Raw genomic sequence first — 15,085 nt, forward strand, 5'->3', positions numbered from 1 at the left:
GAGCGAACAGACGGAGCGCACATCGAGTTGCCCCGCGAACTCTGTACGCTTAAAATTCAAATTTTGAGAACAGGAAGATCGGTCCAGGACGTCGTCGCATTGTTCAAGCTCGAAGATTGGCAAATGGACGCATTGTCGGCGAGAAATCTCGAGCCACCACGGGCGGGGCGCCTACGGCGGATCACGGCCAATGTAGGTCGTTCACGTTCGCTCTCACTTCGGTTAACGGAGGGCAGCTTTCAGGATGTCCGGATGTGGCATCGAGTGTCAGCTATGTCGGCGTCTGCCGACCGGCAGGAAATTTCCTTTGCCTGGGAAAGCGACACACCGAAGGCGACGGGCAGCTATCCGCTGATCTAAACCGGTGAGCCGCCTTTCCGGAATCGTGAAGAGTTTCGGGCGCCGGTAGGCGTACGAAAGTCTCCGAGGCACGAACCCGCGGGCCCCACTCACTGGTCTATGGATATTTCCCTTTTGGGGCCGCCGGGATGGCGATGGAGCGGCGACGCGAGCGCCATTGAACGGACCGGTCGAGGTTGGTTTCGCCTTCTGACCGGGGGACGTCGAGGCGTTCCAGCAGTCGATCCGTACGCATCCGATAGCCGCCGCGAGGTTGTCGCGTTGACGCAGGTTCAGGCGACGAGTTCCTCTGCGGCCTGCTGCTGAGCGGCCTTCCAGTGCCACGGGAGGAGTTCATGAAGGCGGTTCTGTGGAATGTCAGCGATCCGGTCGAGGACGTCGGTGAACCAGGCGAGCGGATCGACTTCGTTGAGCCGAGCCGTGCCGAAGAGGCTGAACATCATCGCCGCGCGCTGGCCGCCGCGGTCCGAGCCCACGAACAACCAGGCTTTTCTTCCTCGAGCAACGCTGCGCAGCTGACGCTCCGCGGCGTTGTTTGAGAGACATATCCGGCCATCGGCGAGGAAGGTGGTGAAGCCCGCCCAGTCGTTCTGAAGGTAGGCGATGGCCTTGGCCACGGCATCGTGACGAGAGAGCTTGCTGCGCGTCTCGTGCATCCAGGTTTCCAACTCGGCCACGATCGGAGCGGACCGCTCCTGGCGAACGGCGAGGCGCTCGGCAGCAGGCTTGCCGTTGATGTCGCGCTCGATGGCAAAGAGCCGATCGATGATCTCAAGCGCCTCGGTCGCCAGCGGCGAGATGAGTGGCGTTGCGCCCTTCTTCTTACGCTTGAGCTGCTGCCTGAGGTCGACGAGCTTGAAGAATTCCCGGCGCCCATGAGCCCAGCAATTAGCGCGCGTCATGGGCTTATCCGCCCAGCCTTCCTCGAACAGGGCATTGAAGCCGGCATACCTGTCGACCTGGAGAATACCCGTATAGCCGGCCAGGTGGGCGCGAGGATGCTCGCCCCTGCGATCGCTCGAGTAGTAGCACAGCGCCACTGGAGGCGCCGGCCCGCCGAACGGGCGATCGTCGCGCACATAGTCCCAGATCCGCGCCACTTCGGTCTTCCGTTTTGCTAAAAGCGGAACGGTGGTGTCGTCGGCATGCAGGCGGTCAGCGGCGAGCCCATGGGCCTCCAGCAGCAAGAACAGCGGTTTCACCACCACGCAGATCGCGCCGATCTGATCCGCGAGCGTCGAGAGGCTCAAGGGGATGCCTTCGGCCTCGAGCCGATCGCGCTGGCTGTTAAGGGGCTGGTGCAGACCGTACTTCTGGAAGGCCAGGTTCGCCAGGAAGTGCGGCCCGAACATTCCGCGCGGCGTGACGTGGAAGGGCGCCGGGGGCTGGCTGATCTTCTCGCACTTACGGCAGGAGACTTTCTCCCGGACCGTCTGGATCACCTTGTGGCGAGCGGGCACTCTCTCGAGCGTCTCGGTGATCACCGCGGGGAGATGGCTCAGATCGTCCGAGCCGCAGCACGGACACAGCTCTGGCGCCGGGATAATGATCTTCTCGCGCGGCACGTCGGCCGGGAAGTCGCGGCGAGTGGATCGCTTGCGGGTAAACGCTGCAACCGTAGTGGTCTTGGCGGCCGCAATTTGCCCAAGCAGTTCGGCTTCGCTCGCATTGGCCGCGAGTTCCTCGAAGGTCAGTTCGAGCTGAGTGAGCAGATGCCGGCTGCGCTCGGAGCTCGCGCCGTATTTATCGCGGCGCATCTTCTCGTTCATCAGCTCGAGGTGCGCGTTGCGAGCCAGCAGGTCGGCATTGATAGCCCAAACTTTGGCGACCTGCGCCTCGGCCACGAGTGCTTTGACCTGGGCTTGTTCTGCCTGTTCACGAACGACGGCGAGCTCGGCGCGTAGCTGGAGAAGCTCGTCGGATGCGTCGCTCGAGGCCATGCCCACTTATAGCATCAGAAGCCCACAAACCCCAGACTTTTAGCCACTTTTCCGCAGATTTTGCCCTCGATCCGGTGCTCGACCAGGCGCGAGTTTCGTCTCACCCTGATTGACGCTGGCCATCAGCCAACCTGCGTCGGACGCCAGGTCTCCTGGGGGTTGCGCCAGTCTATACCCTCGAGCAGGCAGGCCATTGCCGAAGCCGAGATCGCGACCGTCCCGTCCTTTGCGGCGGGCCACACAAAACGCCCCTTTTCCAAACGTTTTGCATATAACGACATCCCGAGGCCGTCATGCCACAATATCTTGCACAGCGATCCGCTCCGGCCCCGGAAGACGTACAGGTCGCCGGCGTGGACGTCCTTTTTCAAGGCCTCCTGAACTTGCAAGGCGAGCGACCGCATTCCGCGGCGCATGTCAGTATGACCTAACGCGAGCCAGACCTTGCTTCCGTTCGGGACAGGGATCATCGGATCAGCGCCTTCAGAACCGCCGCGGCCACGCCCGGCGGTGCCGATGCGTAGATGTTCACGCGCCGCCCGCCAGGCAGATCCACCACAACAGCGGGCGGCGACGCGAACTGTTTGCTGCATCCGTCATCCAGCACGACGGCTTCGACGAAGCCGACCTCCACCGCCGCTGAAGAGCCCGCCATGCCAGCCCCAAAGCAAGCCTTGCGGCGCCAAGTGTAAATCAGCCCCGTCGACACGTCATACTGGCGAGCTACACGCGCCACGCAGGCACCCGGAGAAAAGGCCTCCGCCAAAATCTTCGCGCGCTCGTCCTCACGCCAGCGCCGCCGACGCTCAGGCCCGCCGAAAACCGTGATTTGACCCACAACAACCGCTCCTACGACCGCTCTCAAGAGCGTCCTTAAGAGCGATCCATCACCCTCCCAGCAAGGCGACCTTCAACGGATGCGTACGTCGATCCGGTGATTTCTGAGGAGCGCTCTGACCATTCGGCGCAAGGCGGGCCCATGGCCAAAGCGAGAGCGCGATGGCCCACGAGGGCCGCGATCCATGCCGGGTCATGGAACGGCTTCCCGGTGTTGCAGAGCTGCATGTGGCGGCGCGCGAGGTTGGCACCAGCGCGTGAATGTCTCGATGACGATCATGTGGCCGCCGCAGCAGGGGCACGGCGGAAGCGGATCGTTGGCGACCTCTTCGGCACAAGCCGTTGGCGAGGTGGCAACCTCGATCAATTGTCGTGCGAGGGCGAGGCTTGCCTTGCGGGATGAGCCGGCAAGCAGGCCGTAATGTCGGATGCGGTGGAACCCGAGGGGCAGAACGTGGAGCAGGAAGCGGCAGATGAACTCATCGGCGGTCAGGGTCATGACGCGCTGACGCTCGGGACCATCGCGGCGATAGTCTTTGTAGCGGAACGTCACGCCGGTCTCGTCGAAGCGCAGAAGGCGTTGATTAGAGATGGCAACGCGGTGCGTGTAGCGCGACAGGTAGGCGAGCACGGCCTGCGGGCCGGCAAAGGGCGGCTTCGCATAGACGACCCAACGCTTGCAGCGAGTGGGCCTGAGATGCCGCAGGAAGGCTGTGCGCTCCGACAGATGGGTCATGGATCCGAAGAAGGAGAGCCGGCCCGCTCCGTGCAGTTGCATCAGCCGGGCCAGGAACAGGCGCCGGAACAACTTGCCCAGGACCCGTACGGGCAGAAGGAAGGCGGGGCGCGACGAGATCCACCGGGCATTGTCGGGCGCAATGCCGCCGCCCGGGACGATCATGTGCACGTGGGGATGATGCGTCATCACCGAACCCCAGGTATGCAGGACGGCGGTAATGCCGATACGGGCGCCGAGATGCCTGGGGTCGGCGGCGATGGTCAGCATCGTCTCCGATGCGGCGCGGAACAGCAGGTCGTAGATCGCGGACTTGTTCTGCAGGGCTACCGCGGCAATCTCCGCCGGCAGCGTGAACACGACGTGGAAGTAGCCCACCGGAAGCAGGTCGGCCTCGCGCTCTTCCAGCCAAGTCCGCGCGGCGGCGCCCTGGCACTTCGGGCAGTGCCGGTTGCGGCACGAGTTATAGGCGATCCGCCGATGGCCGCAGTCCACGCAGGCTTCGATGTGGCCGCCGAGCGCGGCGGTGCGGCAGTTCTCGATTGCCGCCATGACCTTGAGTTGGGCCAGGCTCAGATGCCCGGCATGGGCAGTCCTGTAGCCGGGCCCAGCGCTGCGGAAGATATCGGCGACCTCGAGCGAGGCGCGCAACGGCTCAGCCGTCAGGCGCAACCGGCGGCGGAACGACGATCCCGAGCTTGTCGAGCGGACTGACCACGGCATGGACGGTGCGTGTTGCCACCTTGGTATAGAAGGCGGTGTTCTCGAGCTTGGCATGGCCGAGCAAGGTCTGGATGATCCGGATATCGATCCCGTCCTCGAGCAGGTGCGTGGCGAAGCTGTGGCGCAGCGTATGCGGGCTCACGTGCTTGGCGATCCCGGCGGACTGGGCAGCTTCGACGACCACGCGGTGAAGCTGCTTGGTGCTGATCGGCTTGAGGTAGTGCTGGCCGGGGAACAGCCATCCGTCGCGGTGCATCACGCCTTCACGGTGCCCGATCTTCCACCACTCGCGCAGGAGGGCGAGCAAGTCGGCCGAGAGCATGGCGTTGCGATATCGGCCGCCCTTGCCGCGTTCGACCCGCAGCAGCATGCGCTCGCTGTCGACGTCGCAAACTTTGAGCATCGACACCTCAGCCACGCGCAGTCCCGCGCCATAGGCAACGGCCAGCGCGGCGTGGTGCTTGAGGCATGTCGTGGCCTGCAGCAGGCGCGCGACTTCCTCGCGGCTCAGCACGACCGGCAATTTGCGCACGACCTTCTCACGATAGAGCCGCCGGGAGAGATCCGGTCGATCCAGCGTGTGCGTGAAGAAGAAACGCAGCGCGGCAACGACGCTGTTCATGGTGGGAGACGGCATGCCCCCTTCGCGCTGCTCGACCTGGAAACGGCGCAGGTCTTCCGCAGTCGCCTTGTCGGGAGGACGTCCAAGCCAAGTCGCGAAGCGTGCAACGTCGCGGATATAATTGCGCTTTGTCTCGATCGAGAAATGGCGCAGTTCCATGTCTTCGATCAGGCGCTGGCGCAGCGGGCTGATGGGGGCGGCGGAAGTAGACTCGATCATCGTTCGGCTCCTTGGTTGAAAGGAGCCGGAATGCTCGACCTACCGCCCGCGACGCTCAATCCCCAGGCAACCCACGATCCCGGCAGGAACCCCGCCGATTACGCCCTCCGCGAAGCGGTTCGTGCATCGGCCATCGCCGGCCGTTCATCGCGGCTGATCTCTCGGTGAACGGATGACCGATTCGGAGTTGCTCGTAGGAGGCGCTGAACGGCGCTCTGTCGGCGACGATGATTGAGCCCGTTGGTTTCGGCGTGTGCCTAGACGTGCTTTTTACGAACGTCCAACCTGCAAAGAGGTCCGTAACAAGCGACGCGCATTTAAGATCAGGCTTCTGCTTGTTCTAATCGTCAGTCAAACGATGCGTTGCGTTAAGGCATGTGATTTGAAAATGTGCGCCATGTGTCGAAGAGACAAATTCCAGTTCGCCACCGTAAGCCTGCAATAGCGAACGGGCGATGGGCAACCCCAGTCCCGTGCCGCCAAGTTCGCGTTTGCTGGTGAAAAACGGCTCGAAAATACGTTGGTGGTCCGCGTTGGGAATGCCTGGGCCGTCATCGACCAAGTCGATGGCAACCACGTCCGGCTTGCTATGCAGAGAAACTTCCAGGTGCTTTGCGCCCGCTTGCCGGGCATTCTCGACCAGAGTGGTCAGCACGGCTTCCAGTGCGTGGCCGTCGATGCAAACCTCAGGTTCCCTTTCCGGCAGATTTACAGAAATCGCAAAGTCTTTACCAGATAGTCCATCGGCGACGGCGAGGAGCAAGGCGCTTGGAAGAATGCTGGCATCGGTCGTTCCCATCAGCACGTCGGCACGGGCCAGTTCCATCAACCGGCCCACAAGGCGCGAGAGGCGCCGGGCATCCGCAGCTATGTTCGCAAGGAACCGTTCGCTTTCCCCGGGCGACATCTGGGCACCATGATCCTGGAGCAGCTCGATGGCGCCGGAAATTCCGGCCAGCGGCGTCTTGAACTCGTGGCTGACCGAGGCTGCGAAATCGCGCAGGTAACGTGAGCGTTTCTCGATGGCGTCCGCCATCTGCTCGAAATCTTCGTAGAGCGCACGGATTTCGACGACCTGCAAGCTGGGCTGCCGTGTAGCTACGCGGCGGCCGGAGGCGAGGGCGCGCGTGGCACGGCTCAATGCCTCGATCGGGCGGACGATGGCGCGGGACAGTACGGCTGAGAGCATCAGCAGCATTGCGAAGATCGCCGCCACGCCTAGCGCGATCTTGCCCCGGTCTTCGTAAATGCCAAGGGCCAGGGCGCGCGGCGAGCGCGATACCAGCAGCACCCCCACGACCTTGCCGTCGAGCATGATCGGGCGGGCGTGATGAAGGCGGATGTTCGCGGCGCGGCTCAGCCACTCAAATGCATGGCGGCTGGGATAGCCGGCGTTTTCGCGCAGTACGGTCGTGGGTACGCCTTCCAGTGCGGCATGGACTTCCGGCAACATTGCCAGACTGCCGCCAGCCTCAGGACCGTTGAGCAGGATTCCTTGACGGTCCAGCATCAGGATCGAGGCCAGCGTCGTCACCTTGGTTTCCTGAAACGCCGGCATCATTCGCCATGCCAGCGCTACAGCAGCGGGATCGGGCTTCTGGGCGCCGGGGCCGGCAGGCGGGCGTGGAGGCAGGATCGGGGAGGAGCGTAAGTCCACCTCGGTCGTGCGATCGTGATAGCGTTCGGGAACAGCGGGCGGCGCCGCTGGAAGGGCGATGCCGCTGCCGACGACCGCTGCGCTGGCGGCCAGAGCGGCGCCTTGCGCGACGAGTTCCGCTTCGGTCCGCCGGACCAGCGCGTTTTCATAGATGCGCAGGAAGATTGCGCCGAACCCCGGCAGCGCGGCGACGAACAGCAGCGTTCCCAGCAGGATCGTGCGCAGGCGCAGGATCGGCCAGTGCCGGGCGATGCCGGCCTTGGTCTTGCTCCAGAACCTGCCGATCATCCCTGTGCTGCCGCTCCCGTGCAGGCGCCGAGGCGATAGCCGATGCCCGCCCGGGTTTCGACCACGTCGCTGCCGCCGGCTTCTGCGAATTTGCGCCGCAAGTTGCGGACGTGGCTGTCGATCGTGCGATCGGTAAGCGCGAAGCCGGGGCCGCGCAGACGGTCGATGATCTGGTCGCGGGAAAAGATCCGCGCAGGGCTGGCGAGTAGCGTGCGCAGGATGGTGAACTCGGTCACTGTCAGGCCGACTTCATGGCAATGCCACTGTGCGGTCCAGCTTTCAGGATCGAGGCTCAGCAGGCCGTGGCGGAGCACGGCGACCGTTTCGGCCGGGCCATTGACCGATGCACTGCGCGAGCCAGTGCGGCGCAGGATCGCCATCGACCGGGCAACGACTTCGCGTGGGGAGAAGGGCTTCACCACGTAGTCGTCACCGCCCAGTTCGATGCCCAGAACACGGTCGATCTCGTCATCGCGAGAGGAGAGAAAGAAGATCGGCACCTCACTCGTCGCCCGCAGTCGGCGGCAGACCTCCAGCCCGTCCATGCGCGGCATGTTGATGTCCAGGATGACCAGATCGGGATCATGGCGCTCGACTTGCGCCAGTGCTTCCTCACCGTCTCCGGCCTCGATGGTGTCGAGACCGGCCTTGCCGAAAGCGAAGACGAGCAACTGGCGGATATGGGGATCGTCATCGACGAGAAGGATCGTGCCGGGCATAGGTGCCATGTTCATTTCCTGAAGCCCCGTGTCAACGCGGTGCAGTGGCTTGCGGCGTGGATTGCGGCTGCGAGGCTGGCGAGGTGGTGTCCTCTGGGGCCGGCGTTGGAGCTGGAGGTGCGACTTCAACAGGTTCGGGCATCGGCGACCCGTCGCATTCGCGAAAGGCTTTGCCGAGGTCGAGCCGCGGCAATGTCGCGGCGATTGCCTGTGCTTGTTTATGCCGATGCAGATCGAGCAGGCCTCCGTCGATGAGGGCATGGCGCTCCGCTCCCAGGCGGACGGACTGTACGCGTTCGCGGAAATCGGGCGCCAGATCGCGCCGTTGTTCGAGTTCGAGCAGGGGCAGCAATGCGGAATTGCCCTGCTGGCTAAGGTAGCAAAGGTCCAGCGCGGCGCCTTGGCCGCCAACCTCGCGGGCATGCCGCACGTTCCAGCGCGCCGCCACGGTGCCGAGGTCGATGAAACAGAATATCGTCAGCACCAATGCGGTCACGGCGAGATTGACGTTCACCAGCCAGGCCGAACTGCGATCGCGCAGCAGGCGCCAGCAGATCGTAGCAAGACCAAAGGCTACCAGCACCATCCATGCCAGCGCCGCGATCCGCAGGCGGGTGAGCGAATAGGCTTCCACATAATCGACCGTGCGCTGGATCGACGAGGCGACGAGCACGATGTTCTGGGCGATCCACAAGGTGACCAACCGCCGGATCGCAGGTGACCGCGCGGTTTCGGAACCTGGACGCAGCGCCACCAGTACGAACAGCGCCGCCAACAGGGCGGTGGCGATCAGCGGGTAGGCGCCGCGATGGGCGTAATCGGCCAGCGTCATGCCATGGGGCAGAGTGGCCATGCCCCAGAGATAGGCCGCGTCGAGTAGGTTTTGCAGCGCGAAGATCGCATTGAAGAGCAGGAGAGAGATCGTGATCGATGCCGGTGAAACGCCGGGTAGACTGATATCGCCGCGCCCGTCGAACAGGGGGGCGGGGCGTTTCAGCAGGCTGGGGCGCAGCAGGCTCCACGACATGGCGAAGAACAGCGTCCAGAGCATCGCACGCATGATTGTAGACATGATGGTCGTGTCGATCGAAAGCAGCGAAGATACCGCTTGCGCCAATATCGGATTGGCGGCGCAGAACAGCGTCACGATCACCGCGCCGCCCACCAGCGGCAATGTCAGCAGGGAAGCGGCGCGGCGCAGGCCGATGCGTTTGCCGTGACCGGCGGCGCGGACTCTTGCTATGCGGCGCAGATCGATCAAAGGACCGAACGGGGCACGCAGGCCTTGCCAGAACAGGCGTTGCGCCCAGCGCCAGCCATCATCGAAACGGCCGGTTTGAGGGAGCAGGGTGGCCATGCCTGCGGCCAGCCAGAACAGTGTCCACGAAAGCACGCCGGGATCCCAGGTCAGCGCGAGTGCGAAAACGGTGGCGGCAAGGGTTGCCAGCAGTGCGGGCCCGCTGCGCCGGACCGCCAATCTTCCCATCAGCAGGCCGGCTAGAAGGGTCAATGTCAGGACGCCCAGTGCTCCATTTGGGAGGCCGCCTTGATAGAAAAGCCAGTCGCCCACGGCGACGAAGACCAGACCCACGGCCAGTTTCCACCGGAAGCTTGCGCCCAAGGGGGCGGAGGCGAAGCGCATTTGTGTATCTCCCTGAATGATGGGAGTTATCATGCGCGGCAGGCGGCGCAGTTTTTCGTGGTATTCGGATCAATTGTTGACGCAGGGGCTGTGCAGAAACCGTGCAGACAATGGATGATTGTCAGAAATTCCGCCATTTTGCATTTATCTTACCGGATTAACTGAAGTGCAGGCGTTTGATCGACGTTTTCTATCCCCTTGTTAGGTCGCAATTCAGAGAACTATTTCTTCTCCACCAATACAGTGGAGACAGCATATGCGTTTTCGTGTGATCATGACCTTCCCCTTGATCTCGGGCCTGATGCTGTCGGGCTGCGGCGGCGCGAAGCCCGCAGGCGATGCGGGGTATGAAGACAACGCGGCGAACGCCAACAGCGGCGAGCGATACGACGGCAAGGAGGTCAGCCCGATCCACCGCGTTGCTAGCGATCCTGTATCGACCTTCGCGGTCGATGTGGACACGGGCTCCTACACCAATGTGCGACGTATGCTGATGGGCGGCCAACCGGTTCCGGCCGAGGCGGTGCGGACCGAGGAAATGATCAATTATTTCCGCTATGACTATCCGTCGCCGACGGATCGCAGCACGCCCTTCAGCGTCACAACCGATCTCTCCACCACGCCTTGGAACCCGCAGACCCGGCTCCTGCGCATCGGCCTGCGCGGCTACGACGTCGCCCGGTCGGAGCGGCCGGCGGCGAACCTCGTGTTCATGGTCGATGTGTCGGGCTCCATGGATGAGCCGGACAAGCTGCCGCTGGTCAAGCAGGCGCTGTCGATCCTTGCCGATGGGCTGCGGCCGGATGACAGCATTTCCATCATCACCTACTCGGGTTCGGTGGAGTCGCTGGTCGAAGGCAGCCACGATCCCGCAGCCATCAAGGCAGCGCTTTCCGGACTGCAGGCCGGTGGCGGCACGGCGGGTGGTCCTGCGCTGTCGATGGCCTACGATCTTGCCCGCGCGCATCGCATTCCCGGTGGCATCAACCGGATCATCATGGCGACCGATGGAGACTTCAACGTCGGCCTGTCAGACCAGAAAGGGCTTGAGGACATGGTCCGCCAGAACCGCGAGGATGGCATCACGCTGACCACGCTGGGCTTCGGACAGGGCAATTACAACGACGCGATGATGGAAGCGGTCGCCGATCTGGGCAATGGCAACCACGCCTACATCGACAATGCCATGGAAGCGCGCAAGGTGCTGGACGAAGAGCTGTCCTCCACGCTGTTCACCATTGCCAAGGATGTGAAAATGCAGGTCGAGTTCAACCCGGCGGCGGTCAGCGAATATCGTCTGATCGGCTACGAGAACCGGGCACTGCGGGAAGAGGATTTCGCCGACGATAAAGTGGATGCGGGTGAGATCGGTGCCGGGCATCAGGTCACCGCGATCTACGAGATCGTGCCGGCCGGTCAGCAAGGCTGGTTGCCCGCGCGCAAGTATGCCGCCAATGCGGCCGCGACGCCCGCTCCGTCCGGCGATGCATCAGAGGCGGCAACCGTGCGTCTTCGCTATAAGCTTCCGGACGGAACGCAGAGCCGGCTTATCGAGGCGCCGGTTGCCACCAACCGTCTGGCAACGGCGGGGGCGCCGACGGGCGATGCCGCATTCGCTATCGCGGTGGCCGCATTCGGGCAGAAACTCCGGGGCGATACTCGGCTGGAAGACTTTGACTACACTGATATCGCGCGGCTTGCGGGTCACCAGACAAATTATTGGCGAAACGAATTTGTGGAACTGACCAACTTGGCAGCTGGCAGCCAGAAGCGAGTTACGACTGATCAAGCGCGATGAGAATGAAATAATGTACGTTGCGGTCTTTGTTGTTCCTTATCTCAAGAGAGGGAAACCAGAGCCGCTTAACGAAAGGTCGGATTCGGGGAGGGTGTTTGATCTGGTCTCCGACCGCTTTGTCAGCGGTTGCTGCCGATAGATTTTTAGTAAGCTGGACGTTGGGAGTGTCTAGTTTCTTGTGTCGGGCACTCAGAACCAGAAAGTCGCGAATGTCCCACATACGGCCCTTCGGGCCGGCAGGTGCCGGCACTCCAGGAATGGCCTGTTTAGGAAAGGCTCAATCTTGATCAGTGGACAGGCAAGTCTGCCACTCGAACCGATTTGTCATTGAAAAGCCGAACACATTGCCGCCGTGTGCTGGCTGTACGATCTCGGATACGGAGGCCCCCTCAGCAACGTCGCCGCCGGACTCCTCCCCCAGCTGCTTGTCAGCCTGGCTCACCGTATCTGCGGATTCCGGGGTCATCCCGGCCACCATTGCGATTTGATCTCGGCCGGGATTCCGAGATGATGCCGGCCACCATTCCGAGCAATTCCCGGCCACCCGGGAGGGAGTGAGAAGCCCGATCGTTGGGTCCATCTTATCGGCACAGCAGCCGGAGGATGGAGATGCCGACGAGGAGGCCGAAGATGCGCCATGTGCGCGAAGTAATGAAAATGCATCGGGAGGCTTGTGTCCCGATGCGCGAGATCGCCCGGCTGACTGGCCTTGCTCGTTCTACAGTGCGCGACATGATCGCGCGGTTCGATCGCTCGGGATTGGCATGGCCGGTTCCAGCCGAGATCGGCGACATAGATCTGGAGGGACGCCTGTATGGCGTCTCCGGCGTCAAACCTGGGCGGCGTAAGCAACCCGAGACGCATGACGGCCCGCCGGGATGGTCAAAAATATTTGATATGGTTGGGAAAATGGTCGCCCGTGGACGTCACTGTACGCATCCGATAGCCGCCGCGAGGTTGTCGCGTTGACGCAGGTTCAGGCGACGAGTTCCTCTGCGGCCTGCTGCTGAGCGGCCTTCCAGTGCCACGGGAGGAGTTCATGAAGGCGGTTCTGTGGAATGTCAGCGATCCGGTCGAGGACGTCGGTGAACCAGGCGAGCGGATCGACTTCGTTGAGCCGAGCCGTGCCGAAGAGGCTGAACATCATCGCCGCGCGCTGGCCGCCGCGGTCCGAGCCCACGAACAACCAGGCTTTTCTTCCTCGAGCAACGCTGCGCAGCTGACGCTCCGCGGCGTTGTTTGAGAGACATATCCGGCCATCGGCGAGGAAGGTGGTGAAGCCCGCCCAGTCGTTCTGAAGGTAGGCGATGGCCTTGGCCACGGCATCGTGACGAGAGAGCTTGCTGCGCGTCTCGTGCATCCAGGTTTCCAACTCGGCCACGATCGGAGCGGACCGCTCCTGGCGAACGGCGAGGCGCTCGGCAGCAGGCTTGCCGTTGATGTCGCGCTCGATGGCAAAGAGCCGATCGATGATCTCAAGCGCCTCGGTCGCCAGCGGCGAGATGAGTGGCGTGGCGCCCTTCTTCTTACGCTTGAGCTGCTGCCTGAGGTCGACGAGCTTGAAGAATTCCCGGCGCCCATGAGCCCAGCAATTAGCGCGCGTCATGGGCTTATCCGCCCAGCCTTCCTCGAACAGGGCATTGAAGCCGGCATACCTGTCGACCTGGAGAATACCCGTATAGCCGGCCAGGTGGGCGCGAGGATGCTCGCCCCTGCGATCGCTCGAGTAGTAGCACAGCGCCACTGGAGGCGCCGGCCCGCCGAACGGGCGATCGTCGCGCACATAGTCCCAGATCCGCGCCACTTCGGTCTTCCGTTTTGCTAAAAGCGGAACGGTGGTGTCGTCGGCATGCAGGCGGTCAGCGGCGAGCCCATGGGCCTCCAGCAGCAAGAACAGCGGTTTCACCACCACGCAGATCGCGCCGATCTGATCCGCGAGCGTCGAGAGGCTCAAGGGGATGCCTTCGGCCTCGAGCCGATCGCGCTGGCTGTTAAGGGGCTGGTGCAGACCGTACTTCTGGAAGGCCAGGTTCGCCAGGAAGTGCGGCCCGAACATTCCGCGCGGCGTGACGTGGAAGGGCGCCGGGGGCTGGCTGATCTTCTCGCACTTACGGCAGGAGACTTTCTCCCGGACCGTCTGGATCACCTTGTGGCGAGCGGGCACTCTCTCGAGCGTCTCGGTGATCACCGCGGGGAGATGGCTCAGATCGTCCGAGCCGCAGCACGGACACAGCTCTGGCGCCGGGATAATGATCTTCTCGCGCGGCACGTCGGCCGGGAAGTCGCGGCGAGTGGATCGCTTGCGGGTAAACGCTGCAACCGTAGTGGTCTTGGCGGCCGCAATTTGCCCAAGCAGTTCGGCTTCGCTCGCATTGGCCGCGAGTTCCTCGAAGGTCAGTTCGAGCTGAGTGAGCAGATGCCGGCTGCGCTCGGAGCTCGCGCCGTATTTATCGCGGCGCATCTTCTCGTTCATCAGCTCGAGGTGCGCGTTGCGAGCCAGCAGGTCGGCATTGATAGCCCAAACTTTGGCGACCTGCGCCTCGGCCACGAGTGCTTTGACCTGGGCTTGTTCTGCCTGTTCACGAACGACGGCGAGCTCGGCGCGTAGCTGGAGAAGCTCGTCGGATGCGTCGCTCGAGGCCATGCCCACTTATAGCATCAGAAGCCCACAAACCCCAGACTTTTAGCCACTTTTCCGCAGATTTTGCCCTCGATCCGGTGCTCGACCAGGCGCGAGTTTCGTCTCACCCTGATTGACGCTGGCCATCAGCCAACCTGCGTCGGACGCCAGGTCTCCTGGGGGTTGCGCCAGTCTATACCCTCGAGCAGGCAGGCCATTGCCGAAGCCGAGATCGCGACCGTCCCGTCCTTTGCGGCGGGCCACACAAAACGCCCCTTTTCCAAACGTTTTGCATATAACGACATCCCGAGGCCGTCATGCCACAATATCTTGCACAGCGATCCGCTCCGGCCCCGGAAGACGTACAGGTCGCCGGCGTGGACGTCCTTTTTCAAGGCCTCCTGAACTTGCAAGGCGAGCGACCGCATTCCGCGGCGCATGTCAGTATGACCTAACGCGAGCCAGACCTTGCTTCCGTTCGGGACAGGGATCATCGGATCAGCGCCTTCAGAACCGCCGCGGCCACGCCCGGCGGTGCCGATGCGTAGATGTTCACGCGCCGCCCGCCAGGCAGATCCACCACAACAGCGGGCGGCGACGCGAACTGTTTGCTGCATCCGTCATCCAGCACGACGGCTTCGACGAAGCCGACCTCCACCGCCGCTGAAGAGCCCGCCATGCCAGCCCCAAAGCAAGCCTTGCGGCGCCAAGTGTAAATCAGCCCCGTCGACACGTCATACTGGCGAGCTACACGCGCCACGCAGGCACCCGGAGAAAAGGCCTCCGCCAAAATCTTCGCGCGCTCGTCCTCACGCCAGCGCCGCCGACGCTCAGGCCCGCCGAAAACCGTGATTTGACCCACAACAACCGCTCCTACGACCGCTCTCAAGAGCGTCCTTAAGAGCGATCCATCACCCTCCCAGC

Annotated in this window: 13 protein-coding genes; 2 read left to right on the forward strand and 11 right to left on the reverse strand. The window is 63.1% G+C overall.

Annotated features, from left to right (window positions below):
• Window positions 1–632: 632 nt before the first annotated feature.
• From tnpC (AC1VVK_RS17020) to AC1VVK_RS17055, 8 genes are all read right to left on the reverse strand, one after another.
• A complete protein-coding gene (gene tnpC, locus AC1VVK_RS17020) occupies window positions 633–2,300 on the reverse strand; it encodes an IS66 family transposase (protein ID WP_482906015.1) in 1,668 nt (555 codons plus the stop codon).
• Window positions 2,301–2,422: 122 nt separating this feature from the next.
• Complete coding sequence (gene tnpB / locus AC1VVK_RS17025) at window positions 2,423–2,770, reverse strand: IS66 family insertion sequence element accessory protein TnpB (protein WP_482902652.1); 348 nt, start codon at window positions 2,768–2,770, stop codon at window positions 2,423–2,425.
• The gene (tnpA, locus tag AC1VVK_RS17030; protein ID WP_482906016.1) at window positions 2,767–3,138 is read right to left on the reverse strand and encodes an IS66-like element accessory protein TnpA; all 372 of its coding nucleotides are present in this window, start codon (window positions 3,136–3,138) and stop codon (window positions 2,767–2,769) included. Before tnpA (AC1VVK_RS17030) ends, tnpB (AC1VVK_RS17025) begins: the two co-directional genes overlap by 4 nt.
• 192 nt (window positions 3,139–3,330) lie before the next feature.
• Window positions 3,331–4,524 (reverse strand): IS91 family transposase, encoded by a 1,194-nt coding sequence (locus AC1VVK_RS17035; protein ID WP_482906017.1) that lies wholly within the window; start codon window positions 4,522–4,524, stop codon window positions 3,331–3,333.
• A 4-nt stretch (window positions 4,525–4,528) separates the two neighbouring features.
• Window positions 4,529–5,437, reverse strand: coding sequence for a tyrosine-type recombinase/integrase (locus AC1VVK_RS17040; protein ID WP_482906018.1), 909 nt, complete (start codon window positions 5,435–5,437; stop codon window positions 4,529–4,531).
• A 340-nt stretch (window positions 5,438–5,777) separates the two neighbouring features.
• Window positions 5,778–7,382 carry a sensor histidine kinase gene (locus tag AC1VVK_RS17045; RefSeq protein WP_482906019.1) on the reverse strand — a complete coding sequence of 535 codons (1,605 nt, stop codon included), beginning with the start codon at window positions 7,380–7,382 and terminating at the stop codon, window positions 5,778–5,780.
• Window positions 7,379–8,110 (reverse strand): response regulator transcription factor, encoded by a 732-nt coding sequence (locus AC1VVK_RS17050; RefSeq protein WP_482906020.1) that lies wholly within the window; start codon window positions 8,108–8,110, stop codon window positions 7,379–7,381. The genes AC1VVK_RS17045 and AC1VVK_RS17050 overlap by 4 nt, the downstream gene beginning before the upstream one ends.
• A 22-nt stretch (window positions 8,111–8,132) precedes the next feature.
• Window positions 8,133–9,743 (reverse strand): DUF4153 domain-containing protein, encoded by a 1,611-nt coding sequence (locus tag AC1VVK_RS17055; protein ID WP_482906021.1) that lies wholly within the window; start codon window positions 9,741–9,743, stop codon window positions 8,133–8,135.
• A gap of 256 nt (window positions 9,744–9,999) precedes the next feature.
• On the opposite strand from AC1VVK_RS17055, the gene AC1VVK_RS17060 reads away from it, so the two are divergent.
• Both AC1VVK_RS17060 and AC1VVK_RS17065 read left to right on the forward strand, forming a co-directional pair.
• Window positions 10,000–11,541: a vWA domain-containing protein gene (locus AC1VVK_RS17060; protein ID WP_482906022.1), complete on the forward strand. Its 1,542-nt coding sequence runs from the start codon at window positions 10,000–10,002 to the stop codon at window positions 11,539–11,541.
• A 681-nt stretch (window positions 11,542–12,222) separates the two neighbouring features.
• The gene (locus tag AC1VVK_RS17065; RefSeq protein WP_482906023.1) at window positions 12,223–12,510 is read left to right on the forward strand and encodes a hypothetical protein; all 288 of its coding nucleotides are present in this window, start codon (window positions 12,223–12,225) and stop codon (window positions 12,508–12,510) included.
• A gap of 7 nt (window positions 12,511–12,517) precedes the next feature.
• Here the strand turns inward: AC1VVK_RS17065 and tnpC (AC1VVK_RS17070) are convergent, their stop codons facing one another.
• From tnpC (AC1VVK_RS17070) to tnpA (AC1VVK_RS17080), 3 genes are all read right to left on the reverse strand, one after another.
• Window positions 12,518–14,185, reverse strand: a complete 1,668-nt coding sequence (gene tnpC / locus AC1VVK_RS17070) for an IS66 family transposase (RefSeq protein ID WP_482906015.1) — start codon at window positions 14,183–14,185, stop codon at window positions 12,518–12,520.
• Window positions 14,186–14,307: 122 nt separating this feature from the next.
• Window positions 14,308–14,655 (reverse strand): IS66 family insertion sequence element accessory protein TnpB, encoded by a 348-nt coding sequence (gene tnpB, locus AC1VVK_RS17075; protein WP_482902652.1) that lies wholly within the window; start codon window positions 14,653–14,655, stop codon window positions 14,308–14,310.
• A complete protein-coding gene (gene tnpA / locus AC1VVK_RS17080) occupies window positions 14,652–15,023 on the reverse strand; it encodes an IS66-like element accessory protein TnpA (protein ID WP_482906016.1) in 372 nt (123 codons plus the stop codon). The genes tnpB (AC1VVK_RS17075) and tnpA (AC1VVK_RS17080) overlap by 4 nt, the downstream gene beginning before the upstream one ends.
• Window positions 15,024–15,085: the final 62 nt, after the last annotated feature.

It is taken from the genome of Novosphingobium sp. BL-S-32 (genome assembly GCF_056857055.1).

Bases quoted from the DNA above. Each gene is read 5' to 3' on its own strand.
- tnpC (WP_482906015.1), bottom strand. From the start codon at position 2,300: ATGGCCTCGAGCGACGCATCCGACGAGCTTCTCCAGCTACGCGCCGAG.
- AC1VVK_RS17040 (WP_482906018.1), bottom strand. From the start codon at position 5,437: ATGATCGAGTCTACTTCCGCCGCCCCCATCAGCCCGCTGCGCCAGCGC.
- AC1VVK_RS17060 (WP_482906022.1), top strand. From the start codon at position 10,000: ATGCGTTTTCGTGTGATCATGACCTTCCCCTTGATCTCGGGCCTGATG.
- AC1VVK_RS17045 (WP_482906019.1), bottom strand. From the start codon at position 7,382: ATGATCGGCAGGTTCTGGAGCAAGACCAAGGCCGGCATCGCCCGGCAC.
- AC1VVK_RS17065 (WP_482906023.1), top strand. From the start codon at position 12,223: ATGCGCGAGATCGCCCGGCTGACTGGCCTTGCTCGTTCTACAGTGCGC.
- AC1VVK_RS17055 (WP_482906021.1), bottom strand. From the start codon at position 9,743: ATGCGCTTCGCCTCCGCCCCCTTGGGCGCAAGCTTCCGGTGGAAACTG.
- tnpC (WP_482906015.1), bottom strand. From the start codon at position 14,185: ATGGCCTCGAGCGACGCATCCGACGAGCTTCTCCAGCTACGCGCCGAG.
- tnpB (WP_482902652.1), bottom strand. From the start codon at position 14,655: ATGATCCCTGTCCCGAACGGAAGCAAGGTCTGGCTCGCGTTAGGTCAT.
- tnpB (WP_482902652.1), bottom strand. From the start codon at position 2,770: ATGATCCCTGTCCCGAACGGAAGCAAGGTCTGGCTCGCGTTAGGTCAT.
- AC1VVK_RS17050 (WP_482906020.1), bottom strand. From the start codon at position 8,110: ATGGCACCTATGCCCGGCACGATCCTTCTCGTCGATGACGATCCCCAT.